Origin of the sequence: Thermoactinomyces sp. CICC 10521 (genome assembly GCF_016055135.1) — a bacterium.
Taxonomy (GTDB): Bacteria; Bacillota; Bacilli; order Thermoactinomycetales; family Thermoactinomycetaceae; genus Thermoactinomyces_A; species Thermoactinomyces_A daqus.
This window is the reverse complement of sequence record NZ_JAECVZ010000003.1, coordinates 33,591-57,217: the sequence shown is the minus strand read 5'-3', so window position 1 is coordinate 57,217 and position 23,627 is coordinate 33,591. Positions and strand designations below refer to the sequence as shown.

Annotated in this window: 22 protein-coding genes; 17 read left to right on the top strand and 5 right to left on the bottom strand. The window is 50.4% G+C overall.

The window, feature by feature from the left end; translation table 11 throughout:
- Window positions 1-27: 27 nt before the first annotated feature.
- The 5 genes from I8U17_RS03505 (at window position 28) to spoIVB (ending at window position 5,261) form a co-directional block, all read left to right on the top strand.
- Window positions 28-552 (top strand): hypothetical protein, encoded by a 525-nt coding sequence (locus tag I8U17_RS03505; protein ID WP_198059038.1) that lies wholly within the window; start codon window positions 28-30, stop codon window positions 550-552.
- A 26-nt stretch (window positions 553-578) separates the two neighbouring features.
- Window positions 579-1,466 (top strand): NAD(+)/NADH kinase, encoded by an 888-nt coding sequence (locus tag I8U17_RS03500; protein ID WP_033101923.1) that lies wholly within the window; start codon window positions 579-581, stop codon window positions 1,464-1,466.
- Window positions 1,463-1,915, top strand: a complete 453-nt coding sequence (gene ahrC / locus I8U17_RS03495) for a transcriptional regulator AhrC/ArgR (protein WP_033101922.1) — start codon at window positions 1,463-1,465, stop codon at window positions 1,913-1,915. Before I8U17_RS03500 ends, ahrC begins: the two co-directional genes overlap by 4 nt.
- Window positions 1,916-1,926: 11 nt before the next feature.
- The gene (gene recN, locus I8U17_RS03490) at window positions 1,927-3,657 is read left to right on the top strand and encodes a DNA repair protein RecN (RefSeq protein WP_198059037.1); all 1,731 of its coding nucleotides are present in this window, start codon (window positions 1,927-1,929) and stop codon (window positions 3,655-3,657) included.
- 236 nt (window positions 3,658-3,893) lie between these two features.
- Window positions 3,894-5,261, top strand: a complete 1,368-nt coding sequence (spoIVB, locus tag I8U17_RS03485) for a SpoIVB peptidase (protein WP_198054970.1) — start codon at window positions 3,894-3,896, stop codon at window positions 5,259-5,261.
- 108 nt (window positions 5,262-5,369) lie between these two features.
- Here spoIVB and gltP read toward each other — a convergent pair whose 3' ends face one another.
- A complete protein-coding gene (gltP, locus tag I8U17_RS03480; RefSeq protein WP_033101920.1) occupies window positions 5,370-6,641 on the bottom strand; it encodes a glutamate/aspartate:proton symporter GltP in 1,272 nt (423 codons plus the stop codon).
- A 152-nt stretch (window positions 6,642-6,793) separates the two neighbouring features.
- Between gltP and I8U17_RS03475 the strand changes: the two genes are divergently transcribed.
- Entirely contained in the window at window positions 6,794-7,210 is a 417-nt protein-coding gene (locus I8U17_RS03475; RefSeq protein ID WP_160173899.1) for a hypothetical protein, read from the top strand.
- A gap of 31 nt (window positions 7,211-7,241) precedes the next feature.
- Window positions 7,242-8,033, top strand: coding sequence for a sporulation transcription factor Spo0A (spo0A, locus tag I8U17_RS03470; RefSeq protein ID WP_033101918.1), 792 nt, complete (start codon window positions 7,242-7,244; stop codon window positions 8,031-8,033).
- Window positions 8,034-8,109: 76 nt separating this feature from the next.
- Here the strand turns inward: spo0A and I8U17_RS03465 are convergent, their stop codons facing one another.
- The 3 genes from I8U17_RS03465 to I8U17_RS03455 all read right to left on the bottom strand — a co-directional run bounded on the left by I8U17_RS03465 (window position 8,110) and on the right by I8U17_RS03455 (window position 9,792).
- Entirely contained in the window at window positions 8,110-8,343 is a 234-nt protein-coding gene (locus tag I8U17_RS03465; RefSeq protein WP_198054969.1) for a hypothetical protein, read from the bottom strand.
- A 20-nt stretch (window positions 8,344-8,363) separates the two neighbouring features.
- Window positions 8,364-9,338 (bottom strand): superoxide dismutase, encoded by a 975-nt coding sequence (locus I8U17_RS03460; RefSeq protein WP_232330878.1) that lies wholly within the window; start codon window positions 9,336-9,338, stop codon window positions 8,364-8,366.
- A 142-nt stretch (window positions 9,339-9,480) separates the two neighbouring features.
- Entirely contained in the window at window positions 9,481-9,792 is a 312-nt protein-coding gene (locus tag I8U17_RS03455; RefSeq protein ID WP_232330877.1) for a DUF2627 domain-containing protein, read from the bottom strand.
- Window positions 9,793-9,883: 91 nt separating this feature from the next.
- Between I8U17_RS03455 and I8U17_RS03450 the strand changes: the two genes are divergently transcribed.
- The 9 genes from I8U17_RS03450 (at window position 9,884) to lipB (ending at window position 20,922) form a co-directional block, all read left to right on the top strand.
- Window positions 9,884-11,941, top strand: coding sequence for a sigma-54 interaction domain-containing protein (locus I8U17_RS03450; protein WP_198054967.1), 2,058 nt, complete (start codon window positions 9,884-9,886; stop codon window positions 11,939-11,941).
- A gap of 218 nt (window positions 11,942-12,159) precedes the next feature.
- A complete protein-coding gene (gene yqiS, locus I8U17_RS03445; RefSeq protein WP_033101915.1) occupies window positions 12,160-13,068 on the top strand; it encodes a phosphate butyryltransferase in 909 nt (302 codons plus the stop codon).
- A gap of 18 nt (window positions 13,069-13,086) precedes the next feature.
- Entirely contained in the window at window positions 13,087-14,187 is a 1,101-nt protein-coding gene (locus I8U17_RS03440; RefSeq protein ID WP_033101914.1) for a Leu/Phe/Val dehydrogenase, read from the top strand.
- 126 nt (window positions 14,188-14,313) lie between these two features.
- Window positions 14,314-15,429 (top strand): butyrate kinase, encoded by a 1,116-nt coding sequence (buk, locus tag I8U17_RS03435; RefSeq protein WP_152568601.1) that lies wholly within the window; start codon window positions 14,314-14,316, stop codon window positions 15,427-15,429.
- Window positions 15,413-16,837 (top strand): dihydrolipoyl dehydrogenase, encoded by a 1,425-nt coding sequence (gene lpdA / locus I8U17_RS03430; RefSeq protein ID WP_198054966.1) that lies wholly within the window; start codon window positions 15,413-15,415, stop codon window positions 16,835-16,837. Before buk ends, lpdA begins: the two co-directional genes overlap by 17 nt.
- 20 nt (window positions 16,838-16,857) lie before the next feature.
- A complete protein-coding gene (locus I8U17_RS03425) occupies window positions 16,858-17,847 on the top strand; it encodes a thiamine pyrophosphate-dependent dehydrogenase E1 component subunit alpha (RefSeq protein ID WP_033101912.1) in 990 nt (329 codons plus the stop codon).
- 21 nt (window positions 17,848-17,868) lie between these two features.
- Window positions 17,869-18,852 carry an alpha-ketoacid dehydrogenase subunit beta gene (locus I8U17_RS03420; RefSeq protein WP_198059036.1) on the top strand — a complete coding sequence of 328 codons (984 nt, stop codon included), beginning with the start codon at window positions 17,869-17,871 and terminating at the stop codon, window positions 18,850-18,852.
- Window positions 18,853-18,873: 21 nt separating this feature from the next.
- Window positions 18,874-20,163 carry a dihydrolipoamide acetyltransferase family protein gene (locus I8U17_RS03415; protein WP_033101910.1) on the top strand — a complete coding sequence of 430 codons (1,290 nt, stop codon included), beginning with the start codon at window positions 18,874-18,876 and terminating at the stop codon, window positions 20,161-20,163.
- Between the two features lie 93 nt (window positions 20,164-20,256).
- Complete coding sequence (gene lipB, locus I8U17_RS03410; protein WP_232330876.1) at window positions 20,257-20,922, top strand: lipoyl(octanoyl) transferase LipB; 666 nt, start codon at window positions 20,257-20,259, stop codon at window positions 20,920-20,922.
- A 210-nt stretch (window positions 20,923-21,132) separates the two neighbouring features.
- On the opposite strand, the gene I8U17_RS03405 is transcribed toward lipB, so the two are convergent.
- Window positions 21,133-22,131, bottom strand: coding sequence for a phosphotransferase (locus I8U17_RS03405; protein WP_198059035.1), 999 nt, complete (start codon window positions 22,129-22,131; stop codon window positions 21,133-21,135).
- Between the two features lie 258 nt (window positions 22,132-22,389).
- Here I8U17_RS03405 and I8U17_RS03400 point away from each other — a divergent pair, with 258 nt between their 5' ends.
- Window positions 22,390-23,613, top strand: coding sequence for a Tm-1-like ATP-binding domain-containing protein (locus tag I8U17_RS03400; RefSeq protein WP_370589207.1), 1,224 nt, complete (start codon window positions 22,390-22,392; stop codon window positions 23,611-23,613).
- The last annotated feature ends 14 nt before the right edge of the window (window positions 23,614-23,627 follow it).

Here is a 23,627-nt window from a genome sequence, read left to right as displayed (position 1 = left end):
GAATTAGTAGAGAAAGGGGGAGGAAAAGTGGCTAAGCCAGGTGACACCCTTGTGCTTTTTCTGCTAATCGGAGTCATCCTTTATTTTATCATCAGACAGATTCCGCTTTCCGGCGCAAAGTGGGGAAAGAAAGAGGAGGAACCCGTTCAGATCAAAGGAGAAGTTCCGGATCTTTTACGCGCTCACGGATTTGAGGTCATGCATTCCAAAGAGCGGGTTCCGCTTGTGTTCGGGGTGGATGATGCGGTTTATGAAAGCCGGGTTTTCATCGATTACATCGCGCGGCGCGAAGATGAACTGTATGTGGTTGTGGTCGCACGGGACAGAAAGCCGCTGAGGATGTCCGGCGCCGGACTTCGCGATTTTTTTCTCCCGTATTATCTGCTGGTTCAGCCTGATGGCATTCTCTATGTGGACAAGGAGAAAAAGACGGTCAAAGTAGTTCATCTTGAGATCCCCGAATTGACATTTTCCAAGAAAAGCCGCAGGAAATGGCCCTTGTATGCCACAGCGGTCGTCTTGCTCTTATTCATTATCTGGCTGGTTCAATAAATGATTGTTTGATGAGGTGGAATTGCTTGAAGACCATCGGGATTACCATAAACAAAAGCAAGCCCAAGGCTCTCCAAGTAGCGGAAGAACTGATCTCTCTCCTGGAACAAAAGGGAGTGGTCGTCTATTTGGAACCGGAGATGGCCGTTGAACTGAAACGGCCCGAATGGGGGCTTCCGCTGAATCAGTTTTGCACAAAGGTCGAACTGGTGTTTGTGCTCGGGGGAGATGGCACCCTGCTGGGGGTGGCCAGGCAGTTTGCGCAACACCGATTGCCCATTCTCGGCTTTAATGTGGGACAGTTGGGTTTTTTGTCGGAAGCGGAACCGGAAGATCTGTCAATGGCTGTGGATCGGGTGCTGGCGGGGGATTATTTCGTTGAGGAAAGACTGATGTTGGAAGCGGAAGTGGTTCGCGACGGCCGTGTCGTTGAAAAAGGGATTGCTTTAAACGATGTGGGTGTCGCCAAAGGCTCGTTTGGCCGGATGATTACCTGTACCGCTTATATGGATGGCATGGTACTGGGAACATATTCCGGAGACGGGCTGATTATATCGACTCCCACGGGATCAACCGCTTATTCGCTTTCGTGCGGAGGGCCGATTGTCCATCCCAGCATTCAACAAGTATTGCTGTTGACACCGATCTGTCCGCATACCCTTACCTCGCGTCCGATGGTTTTGCCGGCGGAGGGGGTTCTGGAAATCGTCGTTTCCGCCGTACATCAGGAGATGGGAATGACGATCGACGGACAGGTGGGTTATTGTTTGCAACAAGGGGATATGGTAAGAGTGAGGCGTTCCCCTTTCCCCACTTTGCTCATCAAATGGCAGGATCGCTCGTTTTTTGAGGTGGTTCGCCAAAAATTGCAAGGTGAAAGCGCGATGGATGACAGCAGAGCAGGAGGAAGATGATGAAGGCACAGCGTCACATAAAAATTCGTGAAATCATTACCAATCAGGAAATCGAGACCCAGGATGAATTGGTGGAAGAATTGAAAAAAGCAGGGTATAACGTAACACAGGCCACCGTTTCCAGGGATATAAAAGAATTGCAACTGATCAAGGTGCCGACCAATAACGGAACTTATAAATATTCGCTTCCAACCGATGAAAAACGGTTTAATCCGCTGAAAAAATTAAAAAGAGCGCTACAGGAGTCGTTTGTCAGCATTGATTACAGCGAAAATCTGATCGTGTTGAAAACATTGCCGGGAAATGCCGATGCGGTCGCAGCCCTGATGGATCATCTAGATTGGGATGAACTTTTGGGAACGATCGCCGGTGACGACACAGTGCTTCTCATCTGCCGCGGCAAAGAAAACGCACCGGTTGTGGTCGGACGCTTCCTTGAACTGTTGTAGGGGGCGATGGGATGCTCAAAGAACTCGTTATTCGCCATTTGGCCATCATTGAAGAAGTGCATATCCAATTTTCTCGGGGTTTTCATGTTCTCACAGGCGAAACGGGCGCGGGCAAATCCATTTTGATTGATGCGTTGGGGTTGATTGCCGGCGGGAGGGCTTCGGTTGATTTCGTGCGGCATGGCAAAGAGAAAGCGGAAATTGAAGCCGTTTTTGAGTTGGCTGAATCCCACCCGGTGCGCCCGCTGCTGGAAGAATGGGGATTTGCGTCCGACGAATTGGACGTGCTCATCATTCGGCGGGAGATCACCTCGGGTGGGAAGAGCACTTGCCGCGTGAACGGCCGGGTGGTGACGCTGGCCCTGTTAAAGCAGATTGGCTCAAAACTGCTGGACATTTCGGGGCAGCATGAACACCAATCCTTGCTTTCCGCCGAAGAGCATTTGTCTTTGCTGGATCAATTCGGCGGTGCTGAGATTATTCACCTGCGCAGCCAATATCAGTCGCTTTACCGGGAATTTAAAGAAATTGACCAAGAATTGAACCGGTTGAAAATCGACCAACAGGAGCTGGCCCATCGCATCGATCTCTTGGAGTTTCAACGAGAGGAAATAGAGGGGGCCGGATTGGTTCCGGGAGAAGATGAAGAGCTGGAACAAGAGCGGAACCGGCTGGCCCATATGGAAAAGTTAATGCAGCATACCGCCAAGGCATATCAAGCGCTTTTTGGCGAGCGGGGGGCTTTGGAGCTGCTTCAGGAATCCCTTTCGCATGCCGAAGAAATGGCCGAGGTGGATCACAGTTTGAAGCCCGCCTGGGATAACATGCAATCGGCTTATTACCAACTGGAAGAGGCTGCCCGGGAGATTTCGCGCTACGGTGATGGGCTTGAGTTTGATCCCGAACGCTTGTATGAGGTGGAAGAACGCCTTCATCTGATCAAGCAATTAAAGCGAAAGTACGGCGAAAGCATTGACGAGATCCTGGCTTACGGAGAAAAGATCAAACAGGAACTGTCCTCCCTGAACCACCGGGAGGAAACGGAAGCGGAATTGACGGCAAGGCGGAATGAATTGCAAGAGGAGTTGCTCGCCTTGGCGAAGGAACTGACCGCCAAACGCAAAAAAGCGGCAACTCTTTTGGAGACACGCGTGGAGAAAGAGCTGGCTGATCTGAATATGGGTTCGACTGTCTTTCATGTGGCCTTTTATCGCGAGCGCGCAGTGCAACTCCTTCCGCACGGGCAGGATCTGATCGAATTCCAGATTGCCCCCAACCCGGGCGAACCGTTGAAACCGTTGGCAAAAATCGCGTCGGGCGGGGAGCTGTCACGGATTATGCTCGCCCTTAAGACTATTTTCGCCTCAAGTGACCAGAGTCATACGCTCATCTTCGACGAGATTGATACAGGGGTCAGTGGACGTGCGGCGCAGGCGATTGCGGAAAAAATGGCCGCATTGGGCCGGAAACATCAGGTGCTGAGCGTAACCCACCTGCCCCAGGTCGCATGTATGGCCGACCATCATTTTTGCATTGCCAAAGAAGCCTTGGATAATGAAACGCGCACGAAAGTGGAGCGGCTTGACCTCAATCGTCGCATCCGGGAACTGGCCCGCATGCTCGGCGGAGCTCAGGTGACCCACACGACAACAGAACATGCGCAGGAAATGATCCGCTTAGCGGAAGAGGTCAAGCAAGCCATGGCTGAAGAAAAGCAAATGTCTCGCGGACAGTGCCTTTGAAATTGTTCAAAGGCCTTTTTTTGTATAAGTGCGAAAGTGCTTGGCGAAAGCCAGGTTGGTCGGATCACCGTTTCAGTCACCAAATCATGATCGCGTTTGTTTTGCACCGGAAGGAAGGGGACAGTGGGAAGCTGTCAATAGTGGAAGCATTTGAAGAACATAAAAGGGAAGGCCCTGGGTTAACTTATTTTTAGAGACGGCAAGGGATAGGCGGGAAGCTCAGGAGAGTGGTGAGGTTGCACAAACAGAGTAAGCAAAAGTGGCTGGGTTTTCTCCTGGTGCTTCTCCTCGTGTTGGGAAGTACTACACCGACATTTCGTCAATTCACCGAATTTCCCCATGAGCTCAGGCTCTTTATGGGGCAATGGAGCAAATTGCATTTAACGATGCCGGTCTCTGCTACTGCTAGTATTTCCAATCCGGATATTATTGAGGTGAATGGTTCCACCGGGGCGCGGGTACCCGTTGATCTGCACAGGCCGCTTCAACTGAAGCCTCATGCCGTCGGCCACGCGCTGATCACCCTGAAATTATTTGGAACGGTGCCGATTCGGAGCCTTGCTGTCCATGTCTATCCGAATCTCAAGGTGATTCCGGGTGGTCAGTCGATCGGGGTCAAATTGCATTCAAAAGGGGTCATGGTGGTTGGACATCATCTTGTACAATCAAAGCAGTCCGACGCAAAGTCGCCTGCGGAAAAAGCGGATATCCGGGTTGGGGATTATCTCCTCAAGATTAACGGACAACCGGTGCAAAGAGTGGTCGATGTCGCCAGATGGGTAAAGCTGGCCGGAAAAGATAAAAAGAGTCTGCATATTACGCTGCTCCGCGATGGCAAAGAGAAGACCGTGGAGATCCAGCCAGTGTATGACGAAAAAGAGCGTGTATACCGGTTGGGGATGTATATACGCGATTCGGCGGCCGGTGTGGGAACACTTACGTTCTATGATCCGGAACATAAAGTGTATGGTGCCCTCGGACATGTTATTACGGATATGGATACAGGAAAGCCGATCCGGGTAGGGGATGGAAAAGTCGTTAAATCCAATGTCACTTCGATTCAAAAAGGGGAGTCGGGTGAACCTGGCGAAAAAAGGGCGATATTCTTCCAGGAAGACCAGGTGATCGGGAATATCCAAAAAAACACGCCTTTCGGTATTTTTGGAAAAATGGATCGCTTGCCGGAAAAGGGATTGCTCAACCAGGAAATTCCAGTGGCCTTGGCAGAACAGGTCAAGGAAGGGCCGGCTAAAATTCTGACCGTTGTTGACGGACAAAAAGTGGAGCAGTTTGACATTGAAATCGTCCATGTGCTGAGGCAGAAGTTTCCCGCTACAAAGGGATTGATCATTAAGGTGACCGATCCACGGCTTCTGGAAAAAACAGGAGGGATTGTCCAGGGGATGAGCGGCAGCCCGATTATCCAAAACGGAAAATTGGCAGGGGCGGTCACGCATGTTTTTGTCAACGATCCGACGTCAGGCTACGGTACTTTTATTGAATGGATGTTGCAAGATGCAGGAGTGTTACACTCGCAAGCGGGCGCTATGAACAGCCCGCTTTTTTTAATTGAGAATGATTATCGACATTCACAAACGTGTTAATTTTTTTTTGCTTTTGAGATGGCATCGTGCATCGGAAAAGTTTAAAATAAAACTCGTTTTAAAGAAAAACAGACTGCGCGTGGTTGCAGTCTGTTGGAATGGATAACCTTAAGCCGCTTGTTTCAGTTCTTCGAGGTATTCTTTGGCCCGGTTTTGGTCGTATTGTTTTTCCCATTTGGACATGACAATGGCGGCAAGAGAGTTGCCGATGACGTTGACGACTGTGCGCGCCATATCCATCAAGCGGTCAACCCCGGCGATAAAGGCGAGTCCTTCCACCGGAATCCCAACCGAACCGAGCGTTGCCAAAAGGACGACGAAGGAAACTCCGGGTACGCCGGCAATTCCCTTGGAGGTTACCATCAAGGTTAACAGCAATGTGATCTGCTGAGACCAGGAAAGATGGATACCGTACATCTGCGCGATAAAAATGGCGGCGATTGCCTGATATAAGGTGGAACCATCCAGATTGAACGAATAGCCGGTTGGAATGACGAAAGAAGTAATTGCTTTGGGACAGCCGAATCTTTCCATTTTCTCCATGATTTTAGGCAGAACCGTTTCCGAGCTGGAAGTGGAATAAGCCAAAATCAGTTCTTCTTTCAGGATCCGGAGAATGTGGAAAATATTCACTCCCATGAGACGGGCAACCAACCCAAGGATGACGATAATAAAGAAAATCATCGTCAGATAAACAAGGACGACCAATTTGCTGAGCGGGATCAGCGATTGGATGCCGAATTTGGAAACCGTCACCCCGATCAGGGCAAACACGCCAAACGGGGCAAAACGCATAATGACATTGGTCATATAGAACATGGCATCCGCCGTTCCCTGGAAAAACTTCAGAACCGGTTTTCCTTTTTCGCCGACAGCGGCAATGCTGAGGCCGAACATGACCGAGAAGAAAATGATGGCCAACATATCCCCGTTTGCCAGCGAGGTAAACAGGTTGGTCGGAACAATGTTGACAAAAGTATCGATAAAGCTGTGCTTTTCAACATCCTGTGTCGTTTGTACATATTGTTCGATATCGGTTTTGTGCAAGGTATTTATATTAACGCCCGTTCCGGGATGAAATGCGTTGGCGACGAATAACCCGACGATAATGGCAAGTGTGGTGATGATCTCAAAATAAAGGATCGTTTTACCGCCCAGTTTCCCCAGTTTTTTTATGTCGCCGACGCCGGCCACCCCGACAATCAGGCTGGAGATCACAATCGGGATCACGATCATTTTGATCAGATGAAGGAAAATGTCACCGATGGGTTGAAGCCATGTGGCGACCGAAGGATTACCGTAAAAAACTGCACCGACAACAATCCCTAAGATAAGGCCGATTAAGATTTGCCATGCCAAGGCGATTTTTTTCCTCTTCATTTAACCACCTCACATATGAATAATATTAGTAAAAATTTTAATAATAAATATTTAACTAAGTAAATAAACTCAGCATATACCATAATAAAACATTTGATTAAATGAATCAATCTTTATAACAACAATAATATAAATGGGAATATTTTTACATTTTGAAGCAAAAAAAGGAGACATGTATGCCTGTTCGCACACTGTCGGCAAAACTCTTTTTCAAATTTGGAGAGGAAATTGTGGATTCGGAACACCTTTATGGGCGCTTTGTCATCAAGCTGATGCACGGGTATGCCTGTCCGCGCTTTTTTATGTTGAAGGGCGATTCGGGCCTTCCATTTTTTTATCGCCAAACCCCGCAGCCGTTTCCTCTTGGTATGGCTGTTTTTTTGCGGGTTTGTCATTCGCCTTTTTTTCCTGCTCAAGACTTCGGCTTTCTTTTGGCATGCTTGTCCCCCCTTTTAAGTAAAGTATGGATCAAAAGGGGCGGGGTTATAACAATAACTGGAATTTTTTCGATGACCGCCCGGCTGTCAGTTGCAGGAAGTTTCGATTGTTTGTCGAAAGGAAAAAAGTAGATTGGATAAGCGGCGATTAGGAGGGTCTCAATTGAGCAAGATCCGTGTCATATTGGCAGATGATAATCGGGAATTTGCTGAACTGTTAAAAGAACATTTGACAAATCAGGAAGATATTGAGGTCATCGGGGTTGCACACCATGGCGGGGAAGTGGTTGACTTGCTTCAGCGAAGTACCCCCGATGTTCTCGTATTGGATATTATTATGCCTCACCTGGACGGTTTGGGTGTGTTGGAGAAAATCCAGCAGCTTCATCTCGAACCGTCTCCCAAAATCATTATGCTGACGGCTTTCGGCCAAGAAAATATCACCCAGCGGGCAGTTGAGCTGGGAGCGTCCTACTACATACTGAAACCGTTCGATTTGGATGTGCTGACCCATCGCATCCGGCAGATGAAAGGGATCGGTGGGACAGAATCCGCGTTTGTCAAAAGCGCAGCCGGAGCGAAATCCAACGCACCAAAAGCGAATAACCTTGACGCCAATATCACCAATGTGATCCATGAGATCGGTGTCCCGGCTCATATTAAGGGTTATTTGTACTTGAGAGAAGCGATCTCAATGGTCTATAACGAGGTCGATTTGTTAGGGGCGATCACCAAATCGCTGTATCCGCGGATCGCCGAAAAGTACAATACGACGCCGAGCCGGGTGGAACGGGCGATTCGCCATGCGATTGAGGTGGCCTGGAGTCGCGGAAACATGGAATCGATTCGCAACCTGTTCGGATACACGATCAATGTGAGCAAAGCGAAGCCGACCAATAGTGAGTTTATCGCCATGGTGGCTGATAAATTGCGGATTGAGCACCGGGCAGGTTAAGCAAATCGCTGCAAAACCCCCTTTTTTCTGGATCGTCTGGCATTCAGAAAAAAGGGGGTTTTTATGGACTGAGCATCTATTTGATTCTTACTTTTTCTTTGCGGTGAAGCCAGAGGCGGTGTTCTTCCTGCGCCTTGGTCAGTTCCCGTAACAATGTATCCGCCACTTCGTAATTTTTGGCGTTTAGTGCCTGCCGGTACTTCTTTTCCAGCGGAGCGATCTCTTTTTGGTGATAAACATTGGACATGCAGGTGTATCTCGGCTTTGCGGGGCGATTGACACCTTTTTCCCGGGTTCTTTTTTTGCCCATGTACACGCACCTCCCGTGGTTTAAAAGGGCTGCCAGATAACCTGGCGGGCCACCTTGAAGCGTTGCTGCACCTGTGGCCAGTAAACGACGTGCCACCAGGCTTCGATGTACTCCTTGCGTCGGTTGGGATATTTCAAATAGTAGGCGTGTTCCCAGACATCCAGCGGCAAGAGCGGAATCACGTCCTGCTGAGAGAGGTTTTGATGTTTTTCCGCTTGCAGGATTTCCAGGCGATGGGCGCGGGGACTCCAAACCAAGAGAGCCCACCCGCCCCCTTCAACCTTTTCCGCCGCCAAAGAAAAATGTTTTTTAAAGGCTTCAAAACTGCCAAAATCCTGTTCGATCTGCTTGAGCAAGGGGCCGCTCGGGCTTCCGCCGCCATGGGGATTCATCGTTTCCCAAAAGATCGTGTGCAGATAATGGCCGGCCCCGTGAAAAGCCGCTTCCCGCTCCCAATGTTTAATCAGTTCAAAATTTCCTGACTGTCGGGCGAGTTCCATCATTTTTTCCGCCTGGTTCAAACCGTTGACATAGCTTTGGTGATGTTCGTCATGATGCAGACGCATCGTTTGTTCGTCGATGTAGGGTTCCAAGGCATCATAGGGATAAGGGAGAGGCGGCAATTTATGTTTGCCGATCGGAACGCGCGGTTCGGCAAAACGGTGGGTGGAACGGGCGGGTTCGAGGTTCAGCATCTCTTCATGTGAGGAGGTGCTCAGTTTATGCTGGGCCGGCAAAAGATCAAGCCAATGGGCGCATTGCTTCAGTGCAGCTGCCACGCGGTCAAACCATTCATCCAGGGCAAAGGGATGAAGGTGATATGCCTTTTTTTCGCTGTGCTCCAGCTGGTTGAGCAGACGTCGCATGGCGGAGGAGATTTCAGGATCGTTTGTGGTTTGCAATTGTTTTTCCAGCCATTTTTTACAGAAACGAATGCTTGACAAAAGAGGGCGTTGGATCCAATTGATCAGCCAAGTTTGCTCGAAATGGTGCATATGGTTTTTGTTCCCTCCCCTGTGATGGGCTCTTTTTTTCACAGGATATGTGAACCATGGGCAAAGGGTGAAAATGGAATCCAAATCGGGAATGACAGATTTCCGGGAAAAAGAAAAACCACCCGCCATGGATGACGAGTGGTTAAAAGCCGGGTTTGTTCTTGTAGTGGAGATCTTTCTCCTTACCCAGTAATTTGGCCTGAATCTTGTTACGTTTTTTATCGCGATAAAAAATAAAACTGCCGAGGACAAAGATTCCTGCGAGAAAGGCAATCAATCCGCCGAGAAAGGGGAACCATGCAAAAGGTTTGCCGGCAAAGGAATCAAACAGGATATCGCGCATCAAAGTCCAGCCATAGATCGCCAAGACCCCGGGCAGGCACATGATCATGATGGCGATAATGCGTTGGTAGACTGGTTTCATGGCCGTGTAACCGTCCTTTCTGTTTCTCAAGGCTATAGTACCTCATTTTTACCAATATTACCACCCTTCCAGGCGTAAAGGGGTATGTTAACATAATGGATGGAAAAAGGAGGGGGCTTCATTGCAATCGATTCTAATCGTAGGCGGGGGAAAAGGAGGACAAGCAATTTTAAGAACCTTTTCCGCAGTTGAGTTCGTCCGGGTCATCGGAGTGATCGATCATCGTTCCGACGCCCCGGCCATGATCGAAGCGAAGAAGCTCGGGATTCCCACAGGCTCAGAGCTGGAACCGTTTTTACATAAAAAGCCGGACGTGATTCTCGAAGTAACGGGTGACCCCGACGTGTTCCGGGAGCTGGCGGAACGCGATCTGCCGGGAACCACGCTCATCTCCGGGGCTGTCGCCCACCTGATGGTTCGCCTCGTTGAGGAGAAAGACCGTTGGTTTGATGCATGGCGGCGCAGACAAAAAGAGCTGGAAGCCATTTTGAATTCGACTCATGACGGTATGATCGCTTTGAACCAGCGGGGAGAGATTACGCTTATGAATGCTTCCGCGGAACGCATGACCGGAGTAAAAACCGGGAATGCTTTGGGACGGCATATTAAGGAGATCATTCCAAATTCGAGATTGGATCATGTACTGCAAACAGGAGTGCCCGAGCTGAATCGCAAGCACATTTTGCCCAGCGGTATGGAGGTGGTGACCAATCGCGTTCCGGTCAAAGGAGCGGATGGCCGGGTGATGGGGGCAGTTTCAGTTTTTCGCGATATCAGCGAGCTTAAAAATCTGACCCAGCAAGTGACGGACCTGAAAAGCATGAAGAGTTTGCTCCAGGCGATCATCGACTCCTCCGATGATGCCATTTCCGTGGTGGATGCCAACGGATTGGGGATTTTGATCAATCCTGCCTACACGAGATTGACCGGTCTTGAACCTGATCAGGTGATCGGCAAACCGGCTGAAACCGATATCTCCGAAGGGGAGAGCATGCATATGAAGGTGCTGACCACCAAGCAACCGGTGCGCGGAGTACACATGAAAGTGGGGCCTCATAATAAAGAGGTGGTCGTCAATGTGGCACCGATCATTATTGGCGGGGAATTGAAAGGGAGTGTCGGAATTCTCCACGACGTATCGGAGATCAAACAATTGAACCGGGATCTGGAACGGGCCAGACGCATTATCCGCACGCTGGAGGCCAAGTATACTTTTGCGGATATTATCGGGAGCAGTGAAGCGATGAAAGTCTCCCTTGACCAGGCAAAACAGGCTGCCAAGACGCGGGCAACCGTTTTGCTGCGCGGGGAATCGGGGACGGGAAAAGAGTTGTTCGCCCATGCCATCCATAATGCGAGCGACCGGAAATACAGCCAGTTTGTGCGCGTCAATTGTGCTGCCCTTTCGGAAAGCTTGTTGGAAAGCGAATTGTTCGGTTATGAAGAAGGAGCATTTACCGGAGCGAAGCGGGGCGGAAAAAAAGGGTTGTTTGAAGAAGCGAGCGGGGGAACCATTTTTTTGGATGAAATCGGTGAGCTGAAGCCAAATACCCAGGCGAAATTGCTTCGCGTTCTTCAGGAAAAAGAAGTGACCCGCGTCGGCGGAACCAAATCCATTCCGATTGATGTCCGGGTGATTGCCGCTACCAATATGTCCCTGGAGAAGGCGATCCAGGAGAAACGCTTTCGGGAAGATTTGTACTATCGGTTAAATGTGCTGCCCATTCATATCGCTCCATTGCGCATGCGGAAAGAAGATTTATATGAACTTTCCCTTCATCTGATTAAAAAGTTTAACCAAGAGTACGGGCGGAATGTTGAGTCAATCGACCAGGAGGCGATTCAGACGCTTTCGGATTATTCCTGGCCGGGCAATGTGCGGGAGTTGGAAAATGTTTTGGGAAGGGCCATGATTAATATGGCTTTTAATGAGAAAGTGATGAAAAAACGGCATCTCCCCCCCTTGAATCTGACGAAGCTGACATTCCCCGATCATCCGGAGAAACATCAGGAGAGCGAAGGAATCCAAACTTTGAAAGAGCGGTTGAGTGAGGTGGAGAAGGAGTATATCGGGAGCATTTACCTCGCCTGCGGGCGAAACAAAACAGAAGCAGCGCGCAAATTGGGCATTTCCGTGCGAAGTTTGTACTACAAATTGGAGCGATACGGTTTATTGTAGAAATGAATTCTTTTGCCTGCAATATTTTGCATACAGTCTGCAATTGTCTGCAAAACGAAAAAAATCTCATTCAGCCAGTTACATGCTGATTTTCAAGGCTTATCCGTTTTTTTAATCGCTTGGCATTACTTTTGCATATAGGGTATCGTGACTGATCAGTCTGCGAAAACTAGTGCTAGTTAAAAAAATAACTTGGTCGGAATAACGAGGTGTGTAGGATGATTAGAACATTTGCTGAAGTAGTAAAAAAAGCAGAAGCTTTGCCACCTGTCACTGTCGCCGTGGCCGCAGCGGCGGATGAAGACGTTCTCGAAGCAGTTCGGAATGCCATCGAACATGGAATCGCCGATTTCCTCTTGTTTGGGGATCAGGAAAAAATTGAGGCTCTGAGCAAAAAAATCGGCCTTAACATTGACTCTTCGAAAATCGGCCATGCTAATACCGTGCAGGAAGCGGCACAGCTTGCCGTGGCCGCAGTCCGCGATGGGAAAGCGGATGTGGTGATGAAGGGGATGATTCAAACGGCCGACTTTTTGCGTGCCATCCTCAACAAGGAAAAAGGATTGCGGACGGGAAGAGTGTTGAGCCATGTTGCCACTTTTGAAGTACCGGGGTATGACCGGCTCATCCACGTGACCGATCCCGCCTTGAATGTGGCACCGGCATTGCCGGAGAAAGCACAAATCGCGCAAAACATCATCGCCTATTGTCATTCGCTTGAAAATATGGAGCCCAAAATCGCTGTCCTTGGTGCGGTTGAGGTCGTGAACCCCAATATGCCGCCGACGCTTGATGCAGCAGCGCTGGCGCAGATGAATCGGCGCGGTCAGCTGAAAGGTGCGGTAATCGATGGCCCCTTCGCCCTGGACAACGCGGTTTCCGTGGAGGCAGCCGAGCACAAAGGGATTGTGAGCCCGGTAGCCGGCAAGGCCGATGTGTTGTTTGTGCCGGATATTGAAGCTGGAAACATCCTCTACAAATCAATGGTCTATTTTGCCAAAGCCAAAATCGGCGCGCTTGTGCTTGGAGCCGCAGCACCGGTTGTTTTGACATCCCGTGCGGATTCTCCTGAAGCAAAGCTGTATTCCATCGCATTGGCGGTGTTGCAAGCGGCAAACCAAAAGTGAGGTTAGGAGGAACTCTCGATGAAAATTTTTGAGTACATGGGCAAATACGATTATGAACAACTCGTTTTATGTCATGATGAAGCTTCCGGACTGAAAGCCATCATCTGCATCCACGACACGACTCTGGGTCCTGCGCTGGGCGGGACCCGGATGTGGACCTACGACTCTGAGGATGATGCGATTGAAGACGCCCTGCGCCTTGCCCGTGGAATGACCTATAAAAACGCGGCTGCCGGGCTCAACCTCGGCGGCGGGAAAACCGTGGTGATCGGTGATCCGAAAAAAGATAAAAGCGAAGCGTTGTTCCGCGCCCTGGGACGTTACATTCAAGGGCTGAACGGACGTTACATCACGGCGGAAGATGTGGGGACGACGGTTGAGGATATGGATACCATCCGGATGGAAACCCGGTTTGTTACAGGTATTTCGCCTGCGTTCGGCTCGAGCGGAAATCCGTCTCCGGTAACGGCATATGGGGTATATCGCGGAATGAAAGCGGCTTCAAAAGAGGCTTTCGGAGACGATTCGCTCAAAGGCAAAGTGGTGGCTGTTCAGGGTGTGGGCCACGTTGCTTACAGCTTGTGCAAACATCTGCACGAAGAAGGTGCAAAATTAATTGTAACCGATATCAACAAGGCGAACGTCGACCGTGCCGTTCAGGAGTTCGGCGCTGAAGCGGTTAGCCCGGACAAAATCTACGACGTGGAATGCGATATCTTTGCCCCGTGCGCGCTCGGTGCGATCATCAACGATGAAACGATTGAACGCCTGAAATGCAAAGTGGTGGCCGGTTCGGCGAATAACCAGTTGAAGGAAGAGCGCCATGGCGACATGCTGGAGCAAAAAGGCATTGTCTATGCACCGGATTATGTGATCAATGCCGGCGGTGTCATCAACGTGGCCGATGAACTTCTGGGGTACAATCGTGACCGGGCCATGAAAAAAGTGGAAACGATTTATGACAACATTCTGAAGGTGTTTGAGATTGCCCGCCGGGATGGAATTCCGAGCTATCAGGCGGCAGACCGCATGGCGGAAGAGCGCATCGAAACCATGCGCAAAACACGCAGTACCTTTTTGCAAAACGAGTACAGCATCCTCAACTTGAACGGACGTTAATCCGGAGTGAAAGCCTGAGCAAAACTGAGAGGGGATGGTGCCTTACGGCCATGGAGGTTGCGAGGTGCCACCCCCGACCAACACACTTTCACAGAAAATGGTGTAAACAGAAACGGAGTGTTTAAGGTGGAACCGAAACGGGTTCTTGCAATCAACCCGGGATCGACATCAACCAAAATCGGTGTTTTCGTTGACGAGAAACCGATTCTCGTAGAGACGCTCAGACATGACCCGAAACAAATAGCAGGATTTAAGGAGTTATTTGACCAATACCCTTTTCGCAAGCAAGTGATTTTGGATACGCTTGATCGGGAAGGCATGAACCTCAACCGTCTGGATGCCGTTGTCGCCCGGGGTGGGTTATTGCGACCCATTCCAGGGGGGACTTATCGTGTTAATCAAGCGATGATTGATGATCTTCGATCCGGGGAATATGGAGTTCATGCCTCCAATCTCGGTGCGATCATCGCCGAGGAAATCGCGGGTCGGTTGGGCATACCCGCCTTTATCGTCGATCCGGTTGTCGTCGACGAGATGGAACCGATCGCCCGGATCTCCGGCATTCCGCAAATTGAGCGCAAAAGCATTTTCCATGCGCTGAATCAGAAAGCGGTTGCTCGCCGGATCGCCAAAAAAATGGGCAAACGTTACGAAGATGTCAATGTAATCGTCGTTCATATGGGAGGCGGGATTACGGTTGGCGCTCACAGGCACGGTCGTGTGATTGATGTGAATAACGGATTGAACGGAGAAGGACCTTTTTCTCCGGAACGGGCCGGAACCATTCCGGTGGGCGACTTGGTTGCGCTCAGTTTTTCGGGCAAATATTTTTCCGGTGAAATCATGCGGATGATCGTGGGCCGCGGCGGATTGATGGGGTACCTGGGTACATCCGACGCCCGTGAGGTTGAAAAAATGATCGCCGAGGGAGATGAGAAAGCAAAGCTCATTTATGAGGCAATGGCTTATCAGGTTGCCAAAGAGATCGGTTCCTGTTCAACCGTCTTATACGGAAAACTGGATGGCATTATTTTGACAGGTGGACTTGCCTACAGCGAATACTTTATCCATTTGATCAGAGAGCGGATTGATTGGATCGCGCCGGTCTATGTGGTTCCTGGTGAGAATGAATTGCAGGCACTGGTTGAAGGAGCGCTTCGAGTTATACGCGGAGAAGAAGAAGCCAAAATCTACCCATTTGTGGAAAAAGGAGCGGAGATGGTCCATGGCGGAAAATTATGATCTGGTGATCTTGGGAGCAGGGCCCGGCGGTTATGTCGCCGCAGTTCGCGCTGCCCAATTGGGGATGAAAGTGGCCGTTGTCGAAAAGGAAAAGGTGGGCGGGGTGTGCTTACATAAAGGATGCATACCCAGCAAAACTCTTTTGCGAAGCGCTGAATTGTACCACAATATGAACAACAGCAAAGAGTTCGGCATTCATGTTGCCGGCGTCGAACTGGACTTCGGGCTTGTGCAGAAACGGAAACAAAAGGTGATCGATCAGCTCCATAAAGGGGTACAGGGTCTGTTAAAGAAAAATAAAGTGGACGTGTATGAAGGAACCGGGCGCATTTTGGGACCGTCGATCTTTTCGCCACTGCCCGGGACGATTTCCGTGGAGAAAAAAGACGGCAGCGAACCGGACATGCTTGTGCCGCAATATGTACTGATTGCCACCGGGTCCCGGCCGCGTTCGCTCCCCGGGCTCGAAGTGGATGGAAAAGCGATCATGAATTCCGACCATGCTTTGGCCATGGAAGAGCTTCCGCAATCGATTCTCATCATCGGTGGGGGTGTCATCGGCATTGAATGGGCCTCGATGCTGAGCGATTTCGGCGTGGAAGTGACCGTTGTCGAATACGCCGACCGGATTTTGCCCTTTGAAGATGAAGATGTCAGCAAAGAGATGACACGCATTTTGAAAAAGAGAAAAGTCAAAGTTCTAACAGGGGTCAAAGTGCTCGGTGAAACCGCGGATATCGCTGACGGCCGGGTAACCTTGCAGGCAGAACAAGGATCGGAAACGATTTCTCTTTCTGCCGAACGCGTCCTGGTATCCGTGGGCAGACAGGCGAATATCGACGATATCGGCCTTGCCAATACATCGATCCAGGTGGAAAAAGGCGTCATTGCCGTTAACGAATTCATGCAGACGGCGGAAAAACATATTTATGCCATCGGGGATGTGGTGGGTGGTTATCAGTTGGCCCATGTGGCTTCCCATGAAGGGATTTTGGCCGTGGAACACATGGCCGGACTGGACGTGCATCCGATTGATCCCACTCAGGTGCCGCGGTGTACCTACAGCCGTCCGGAAGTCGGCAGCATCGGCTTGACGGAAGCGCAGGCGAAGGAAAAAGGATATGAGTTGAAAGTGGGGAAATTCCCCTTCCGCGCAATCGGCAAATCCCTCGTCCAGGGCGAAGTGGATGGATTTATCAAAATCATTTCCGACCGGGAGACGGATGATTTGTTGGGAGTTCATATTATCGGTCCCCATGCGACAGAACTCATCTCCGAAGCGGGACTGGCCAAAGTGTTGGATGCCACTGCCTGGGAAATCTCTCATGCGATCCATGCACACCCGACTTTGTCGGAAGTGTACGGAGAGGCCGCTTTGGCGGTGGATGGCAAACCAATTCACGGTTAACTGAAAGGAGCGAAAAACGGATGAGCGAGTTAAACCATCGGGAACTGGGTTTGACGGATGAACAGGTCTTGGAAATGTACCGCTATATGTTGTTGGCGCGCAAAATAGACGAACGGATGTGGCTTTTGAACCGCGCGGGAAAAATCCCCTTTGTGATCTCCTGTCAGGGGCAGGAAGCGATTCAGGTGGGAGCGGCCTTTGCCCTGGACCGGAACAAAGACTGGCTGTGCCCGTACTATCGCGATTTGGGAATGGTACTGGTATTTGGCCAAACAGCAAAAGATCAGATGCTGTCCGCATTTGCCAAAGCGGGAGACCCGAACAGCGGCGGACGCCAGATGCCCGGGCATTACGGGGATAAACGATATCGCATTTTGACAGGTTCCAGTCCGGTAACGACCCAAGTTCTCCATGCGGTCGGAATTGCCTATGCAGGAAGGCTGGACGGAGCGGATCACGTGGTCTTAACCTCATGCGGTGAAGGTTCCAGCAACCAGGGTGACTGGCATGAAGCATGCAACTTCGCCGGTGTCCACAAGCTTCCGGTGATTTTTATGGTGGAGAACAACAAATATGCGATTTCCGTGCCTCTGGCCAAACAAGTTGCCGGCGGGGAAGTCTGGAAGCGCGCCCAAGGTTATGGGTTCCCCGGAGTCAAAGTGGACGGAAACAACCCGCTCGCTGTATACCAAGCGGTAAAAGAAGCGGTCGAGCGCGGACGGAAAGGCGAAGGGCCGACACTGATCGAAGCGGTTTCCTACCGGCTTGTTCCCCACTCCAGCGATGATGATGACCGCAGTTATCGCACGCGGGAAGAGGTGGAAGAGGAGAAAAAGAAAGACTCGATTCTCGTTTTCAGAAACTATTTGGCCGAACACGGAATTTTGACCGAAGAAAGTGAGCAAGAGCTCACCAAGTCGATTGCCAAAGAAGTGGACGAGGCGACCGAATATGCCGAAAAAGCGGCTTACCCTGATCCGAAAGATACTTACAAGCATGTGTATGCTTAAGACGGGAGGAGAGAGTTCAAGATGCCAGTCATTTCGTATATCGATGCGGTAACCCAGGCGTTGCAGGAAGAAATGAAACGGGATTCCCGCGTGTTTGTGCTGGGTGAGGATGTAGGTGTTCGCGGCGGCGTATTCAGGGCGACTGCCGGCCTTTATGAAGAGTTTGGTCCGGAGCGGGTTCTGGATACTCCTCTGACTGAATCGGCCATTGTCGGCGTCTCTATCGGTGCCGCAGCTTACGGAAAACGTCCGGTGGCGGAGATTCAGTTTGCCGATTTTATTATGCCGGCAGTTAACCAGATTGTCAGCGAAGCGGCGAAAATACGTTACCGTTCCAATGGTGATTGGACCTGTCCGCTGGTCATTCGCGCACCATACGGAGGCGGCGTGCACGGGGCCTTGTACCATTCGCAAAGTGTGGAAAAAATGTTCAACGGAATTCCCGGCCTGAAAATCGTCATGCCGTCGACTCCCTATGATGTAAAAGGTCTGCTTAAAGCAGCGATTCGCGATGAAGACCCGGTCCTCTTTTTTGAACATAAGCGCTGTTACCGACTGATTAAGGGCGAGGTTCCCGTCGAGGATTATACGCTGCCGATCGGCAAGGCAGATGTGAAGCGCGAAGGGGATGATGTCACGGTCATCTCCTATGGACTGACGCTCCATTTCGCGCTCCAGGCAGCAGAAATGCTGGAAAAAGAGGGAATCAGTGTTCACGTCCTTGACTTGCGCACCATTTTGCCTTTGGACAAAGAAGCGATTATTGAAGCAGCAGCCAAAACGGGCAAAGTGCTGATCGTGCATGAAGACAATCTGACCGGCGGCGTCGGTGGGGAAGTGGCGGCACTGATTGCTCAGGAAGCTTTCTTTGAACTGGATGCACCCGTTCAGCGTCTGTGCGGTCCCGATGTGCCGGCGATGCCTTACAGCCCGACGATGGAAAAGGAATTTATGCTCAATCCTGAAAAAATCGCCAATGCGATTCGCGAACTGGCGGAATTTTAGAATGAGACGAGGAGGTTCCTTATGGCAACCGATATTTTGATGCCGCAGCTCGGAGAAAGTGTGACAGAGGGTACCATCGCAAAATGGCTAAAAAAACCGGGAGATCCGGTGTCCAAATATGAACCGATTTGTGAAGTTTCCACGGACAAGGTAAATGCAGAAGTTCCGTCCACGATTGAAGGGACGATCGTGGAGCTCGTGGTTGAGGAAGGAACGACGGTTTCCGTCGGGGATCTGATTTGCCGCATTCAGGAAGCCGGTACCGCCGCCGCTGAGGAAGAGCCAAAAGCGGAAGCGGCAAAAGAAGAAAAAGCATCGGCCAAAGCAGAAGTGCCGGCTCAGGAAGAAACATCGATGAAACAGCGCTATTCTCCTGCCGTCTTGAAGCTGGCGAACGAACATAACATCGATCTGACCCGGATCTCGGGAACCGGACGGGGCGGACGGATTACCCGCAAAGACATTCTGCGCGCGATCGAACAGGGAGTTCCCGCCGCTGCCGAGCAACCGGTTGCTGCCGAAAAATCGGCTGCTCCAAGAGAAGAGACAAAACCGGAACCTGCACAACCCAAACAGCCGGCACCTGTTGCTGAAGCCGCCGGCGTTCCGCTGGAAAACGGAGATATCGAAATCCCCGTGACCGCAGTAAGGCGGACCATCGCCCAGCGGATGGTGCAGAGCAAACACGAAGCGCCGCACGCCTGGACGATGATGGAAGTGGACGTAACCGGCCTGGTGGAATTGCGTAACCGCCTCAAAGAGGATTTCAAAAAACGGGAAGGGGTCAACCTTACCTTTATGCCGTTCTTCATCAAGGCGGTGGTTGATTCGCTCAAGGAATTCCCTTATCTCAACTCAGTTTGGGGCGGAGATAAAATTATCTTGAAGAAGCGGATCAATATCTCCATCGCCGTGGCCACTGATGATGCCTTGTATGTACCCGTCATTCATGATGCCGATGAGAAAAGCATCCTCGGCTTGGCACGGGCCGTCAGCCAGCTCGCGGAAAAAACGCGTGCGGGTAAACTGGATTTGAAAGATATGCAGGGTGGAACGTTTACCGTAAACAACACCGGTTCATTCGGCTCGGTATTATCCGCACCGATCATCAATCACCCGCAAGCGGCGATCCTTTCCTTTGAATCCATTGTCAAACGACCGGTTGTCACCAATCAAATGATTGCCGTTCGTGATATGATGAATATCTGCCTGTCGCTGGACCATCGTATTCTCGACGGGTTGATGGCCGGCCGCTTCCTGAAACGGGTCAAAGAGCGTCTGGAAGCTTACGGGCCCAATTCAGAAATTTAATACGCCGCTGCTCTGGTAGAATAGAAGAAGATTGCAACAATCATATGGAGGCACCCGACGCGGTGCCTTTTCCGCTTGGAAAGGTGGATGTCTATGTTTCAAGTACAGCGTCTCGGTCTGGTTCCTTATATGGAAACCTGGGACAAACAAAAGGAATGGGTTCGGAAAATCGATCAAGGGCAGGCGGAGAATCAGCTCTTGTTGCTTGAGCATCCCCATACATTTACGTTGGGACGCGGTTTTCACCAGGAAAATCTGCTCTTTTCAAAAGAATATTATGAAGCACAGGGGATTCAGGTTGTGGAGATTGACCGCGGCGGTGACGTAACCTATCATGGTCCCGGCCAATTGGTCGGCTATCCCATTTTTCACTTGGGAGAGCGCGGCAACGACTCCCACGGTTATTTGCGGGATTTGGAAGAGGTTATCATTCGTGCGCTGAAACACTTTGATATTCAGGGCGGACGAAAAGCCCCCTACACAGGTGTCTGGGTGGGAGACGTAAAAATTGCCGCGATCGGGGTGAAGTTTAACCGTGGACGGCAAAAACGGGGATATATCACCAATCACGGCTTTGCCCTGAATGTGAACACCGATTTGCGCTATTTTAATCTGATCGTTCCGTGCGGAATCCAGGAATACGGGGTTACTTCGATGAAAGAGCTGTTAGGCAGAGAAGTGGATATGGAAGAAGTGATGGAGCAAATCGTGAAAAGCACGGAGGAAGTCTTCGGATGGAAGGCGGGGCAGCCGGTTTAATCAAAAAAGAGTGGAGTGGATCTCTCATGATCCCCTCCACTTGTTTTATGGAATGGCTGGCAGGAGAGCGGGGCCACCTTTTACCTCGCCTTTTCCGGATCAGGGATCTTGAGCGGGGGTTGGCTCAGTCTTCCTTCGGCTCCGTTTCTCACTGGTGCTGTTTTCCATTATTATGCTCATCCCCTGCAGAGAGGCAAAGGTGGTTCGCTTTCAAAATCCCCTTCTTTCCAGCATCGGCCGGATCTGCTGGAGAAATGTTTCCTTGAGGAACTCTTTGGTGACCGTGTTTGTGCATTTTTCCCAGTCCTTCTGATCCGGGGAGCGCTTTCCATAGTAACGCTGGAACCTGCTGCCCAAGCGTTTGGGGAAGAGGAGATAGGAAAAAAACATTTTCCATTCATCAGGATCGAGCGGTTTGGAAGCTCTTTTTTCATAGGCGGAAAGAAAACGCCAAATGGCGGAAGGGGGCCAGTTGTAGGCATATCCGTGGTATTGGACAAATTGGGCCAGGTCAGCCACCCGTTCCATGTAGGTGAGCGTTTCAAAATCAATCAGCCAGATCTGCCGCTTGCGGTCGATCATGATGTTGCGGTGCTGCAGACCGCCGTGACACCAGACGGCATGCTCCGGCATCACCCTTTCCGGAACATCTTGGATGAGATGGTATGCCAGTTTCGCGCGGGTTAAAGCAAAATCGAGCAGGGCCGCCTGCCGGTGATCGCGGCATGACTGGCGCCAGTTTCGCAATTTTTCGAGCATCTTTCGCAGGTATTGATGTCTTCTTCCTAGATATTCCCGTTCGTTGTGGTCACCGTGGGGGATTCCCCGCGATGCTTCATGAAATTCAGCCAGTGTGCCTGCGATTTTTTTCCAATACGGATAACTGTCTGGGGGGACTTCGGTTAAATCGTGCCACTCCTCCATGAAATAAGTTTCGCCGTGATCATCGACGAGCCAATCACCTTCGAGGGAAGGAAGAAAGCTGGGCATGCGCCGAAAGCCATTTTTCCTGATGCAATTTAAACAAGAAATAATAAAGGGGAGGTCGGGCAATTCCTCGGCATTTTTAAAACCGTAGACGCCATGGGACGTTTTGGCTTTGTACACGGCACGCACTTTGGTTAACGAATGGACTTTGAGTCCGTATCGGGTTTCAATGATTCTGGTTACCTCTTCGGGACTGATATGAACATCGGCTTTTACTCGCATCGAAGACACCTCTTTTGCCAAACATGACCCGAAATTGTGCATGGTGGGTCGGATGGTATCGAAAAGGATATGAATGTTTTCCTGAGAAAGAATATGCTTCTATATACCTACGGATGAGCGGAGGCAATTATGCCCCGGTGCCGGATTGTCGCGAAAACAATTTTTTAATTGTTTAGAAGGAAATGATTTAGTAGAAATGGAAGCAAATATAGTAGATAAATCTTTTTTTATCAATTTAAAAATGTGAGGAGGGGCAAAGTGAGTGTGAGTAAAACGATTGCAGTCATCGGTGCGTTTGATACCAAGGGAGATGACTATGCTTTTATCAAGGCGGAAATTGAAAAAAAGGGACACCGGGCGCTGATGGTCAATACCGGAGTGCTTGGGGATCCTTTATTTGAACCTGACATTTCGGCGGAAAGAGTGGCCAAAGCAGGCGGTGTCGCTTTGAGCGAGCTTCGCCGAATCGCCGATAAATCGCTCGCGATGACGATTATGACGAAAGGGATTGCCATCGTGATGCAGGAGCTTTATCAGGAAGGACTGGTTGATGCCGGTTTTTCCATGGGAGGTTCCAATGGAACGATGATCGGAACGTCTGGACTGCGGGCATTGCCGATCGGAGTTCCCAAAGTCATGGTGAGTACGGTGGCGTCAGGGGATACCCAGCCTTATGTGGGGATCAGTGATATCGTCATGATTCCTTCCATCTTGGATGTATCGGGTGTGAATCGCATCAGTGCGCGCATTTACGCCAATGCTGTCGGCGCCATTGTCGGCATGTTGGAAGCTCAAGTCCCGCCTATAGAATCAAAACCGTTGATTACGGCTTCCATGTTTGGCAATACGACAACCTTGGTCAATCAATGCAAAAAATATTTGGATGAAAAAGATTATGAAGTGTTGGTGTTTCATGCCACTGGCACCGGGGGCAAAACGATGGAATCCTTGATTGAAAGAGGCTATATTTCCGGGGTGCTTGAAGTAACGCCAACCGAGCTGGCCGATGAACTGGCGGGTGGTGTTTTGTCAGCCGGTCCCAATCGCATGAGTGCAGCCGCGAAATGGGGATTGCCGCAGGTGATTGCCCCGGGATGTCTGGATATGGTCAATTTTTGGGGGATGTCCACCGTACCCGACAAGTATAAAAACCGGTTACTCTATGCCTGGAATGAGAATGTCACGCTGATGAGAACCACTCCGGAAGAGAATGAAGAACTGGGCCGGATTCTGGCCGAGAAGGCAAACCAGTCCAAAGGGCCTGTCGCCATTTTCCTTCCGCTTCAGGGCATATCCGAATTGGATGCCCCGGATAGAGACTTTTGGTGGCCGGAAGCTGATCAGGCTCTGTTTGATGCGATCAAGAAGAATACAAAGAGCGAAATCCCGATTATCGAACTTGACTGCAATATTAACGATCCCTTATTCGCCCGGGCCGTGACGGATAAACTGCTTGAATTTCTGCAAAATGAAGAAAAATAAGAGGGGGTTTTTTT

Bases quoted from the DNA above. Each gene is read 5' to 3' on its own strand.
- I8U17_RS03415 (WP_033101910.1), top strand. From the start codon at position 18,874: ATGGCAACCGATATTTTGATGCCGCAGCTCGGAGAAAGTGTGACAGAG.
- ahrC (WP_033101922.1), top strand. From the start codon at position 1,463: ATGATGAAGGCACAGCGTCACATAAAAATTCGTGAAATCATTACCAAT.
- lpdA (WP_198054966.1), top strand. From the start codon at position 15,413: ATGGCGGAAAATTATGATCTGGTGATCTTGGGAGCAGGGCCCGGCGGT.
- I8U17_RS03465 (WP_198054969.1), bottom strand. From the start codon at position 8,343: ATGGGCAAAAAAAGAACCCGGGAAAAAGGTGTCAATCGCCCCGCAAAG.
- I8U17_RS03420 (WP_198059036.1), top strand. From the start codon at position 17,869: ATGCCAGTCATTTCGTATATCGATGCGGTAACCCAGGCGTTGCAGGAA.
- I8U17_RS03460 (WP_232330878.1), bottom strand. From the start codon at position 9,338: ATGCACCATTTCGAGCAAACTTGGCTGATCAATTGGATCCAACGCCCT.
- I8U17_RS03405 (WP_198059035.1), bottom strand. From the start codon at position 22,131: ATGCGAGTAAAAGCCGATGTTCATATCAGTCCCGAAGAGGTAACCAGA.
- I8U17_RS03440 (WP_033101914.1), top strand. From the start codon at position 13,087: ATGAAAATTTTTGAGTACATGGGCAAATACGATTATGAACAACTCGTT.
- lipB (WP_232330876.1), top strand. From the start codon at position 20,257: ATGTTTCAAGTACAGCGTCTCGGTCTGGTTCCTTATATGGAAACCTGG.
- I8U17_RS03425 (WP_033101912.1), top strand. From the start codon at position 16,858: ATGAGCGAGTTAAACCATCGGGAACTGGGTTTGACGGATGAACAGGTC.
- yqiS (WP_033101915.1), top strand. From the start codon at position 12,160: ATGATTAGAACATTTGCTGAAGTAGTAAAAAAAGCAGAAGCTTTGCCA.
- recN (WP_198059037.1), top strand. From the start codon at position 1,927: ATGCTCAAAGAACTCGTTATTCGCCATTTGGCCATCATTGAAGAAGTG.
- gltP (WP_033101920.1), bottom strand. From the start codon at position 6,641: ATGAAGAGGAAAAAAATCGCCTTGGCATGGCAAATCTTAATCGGCCTT.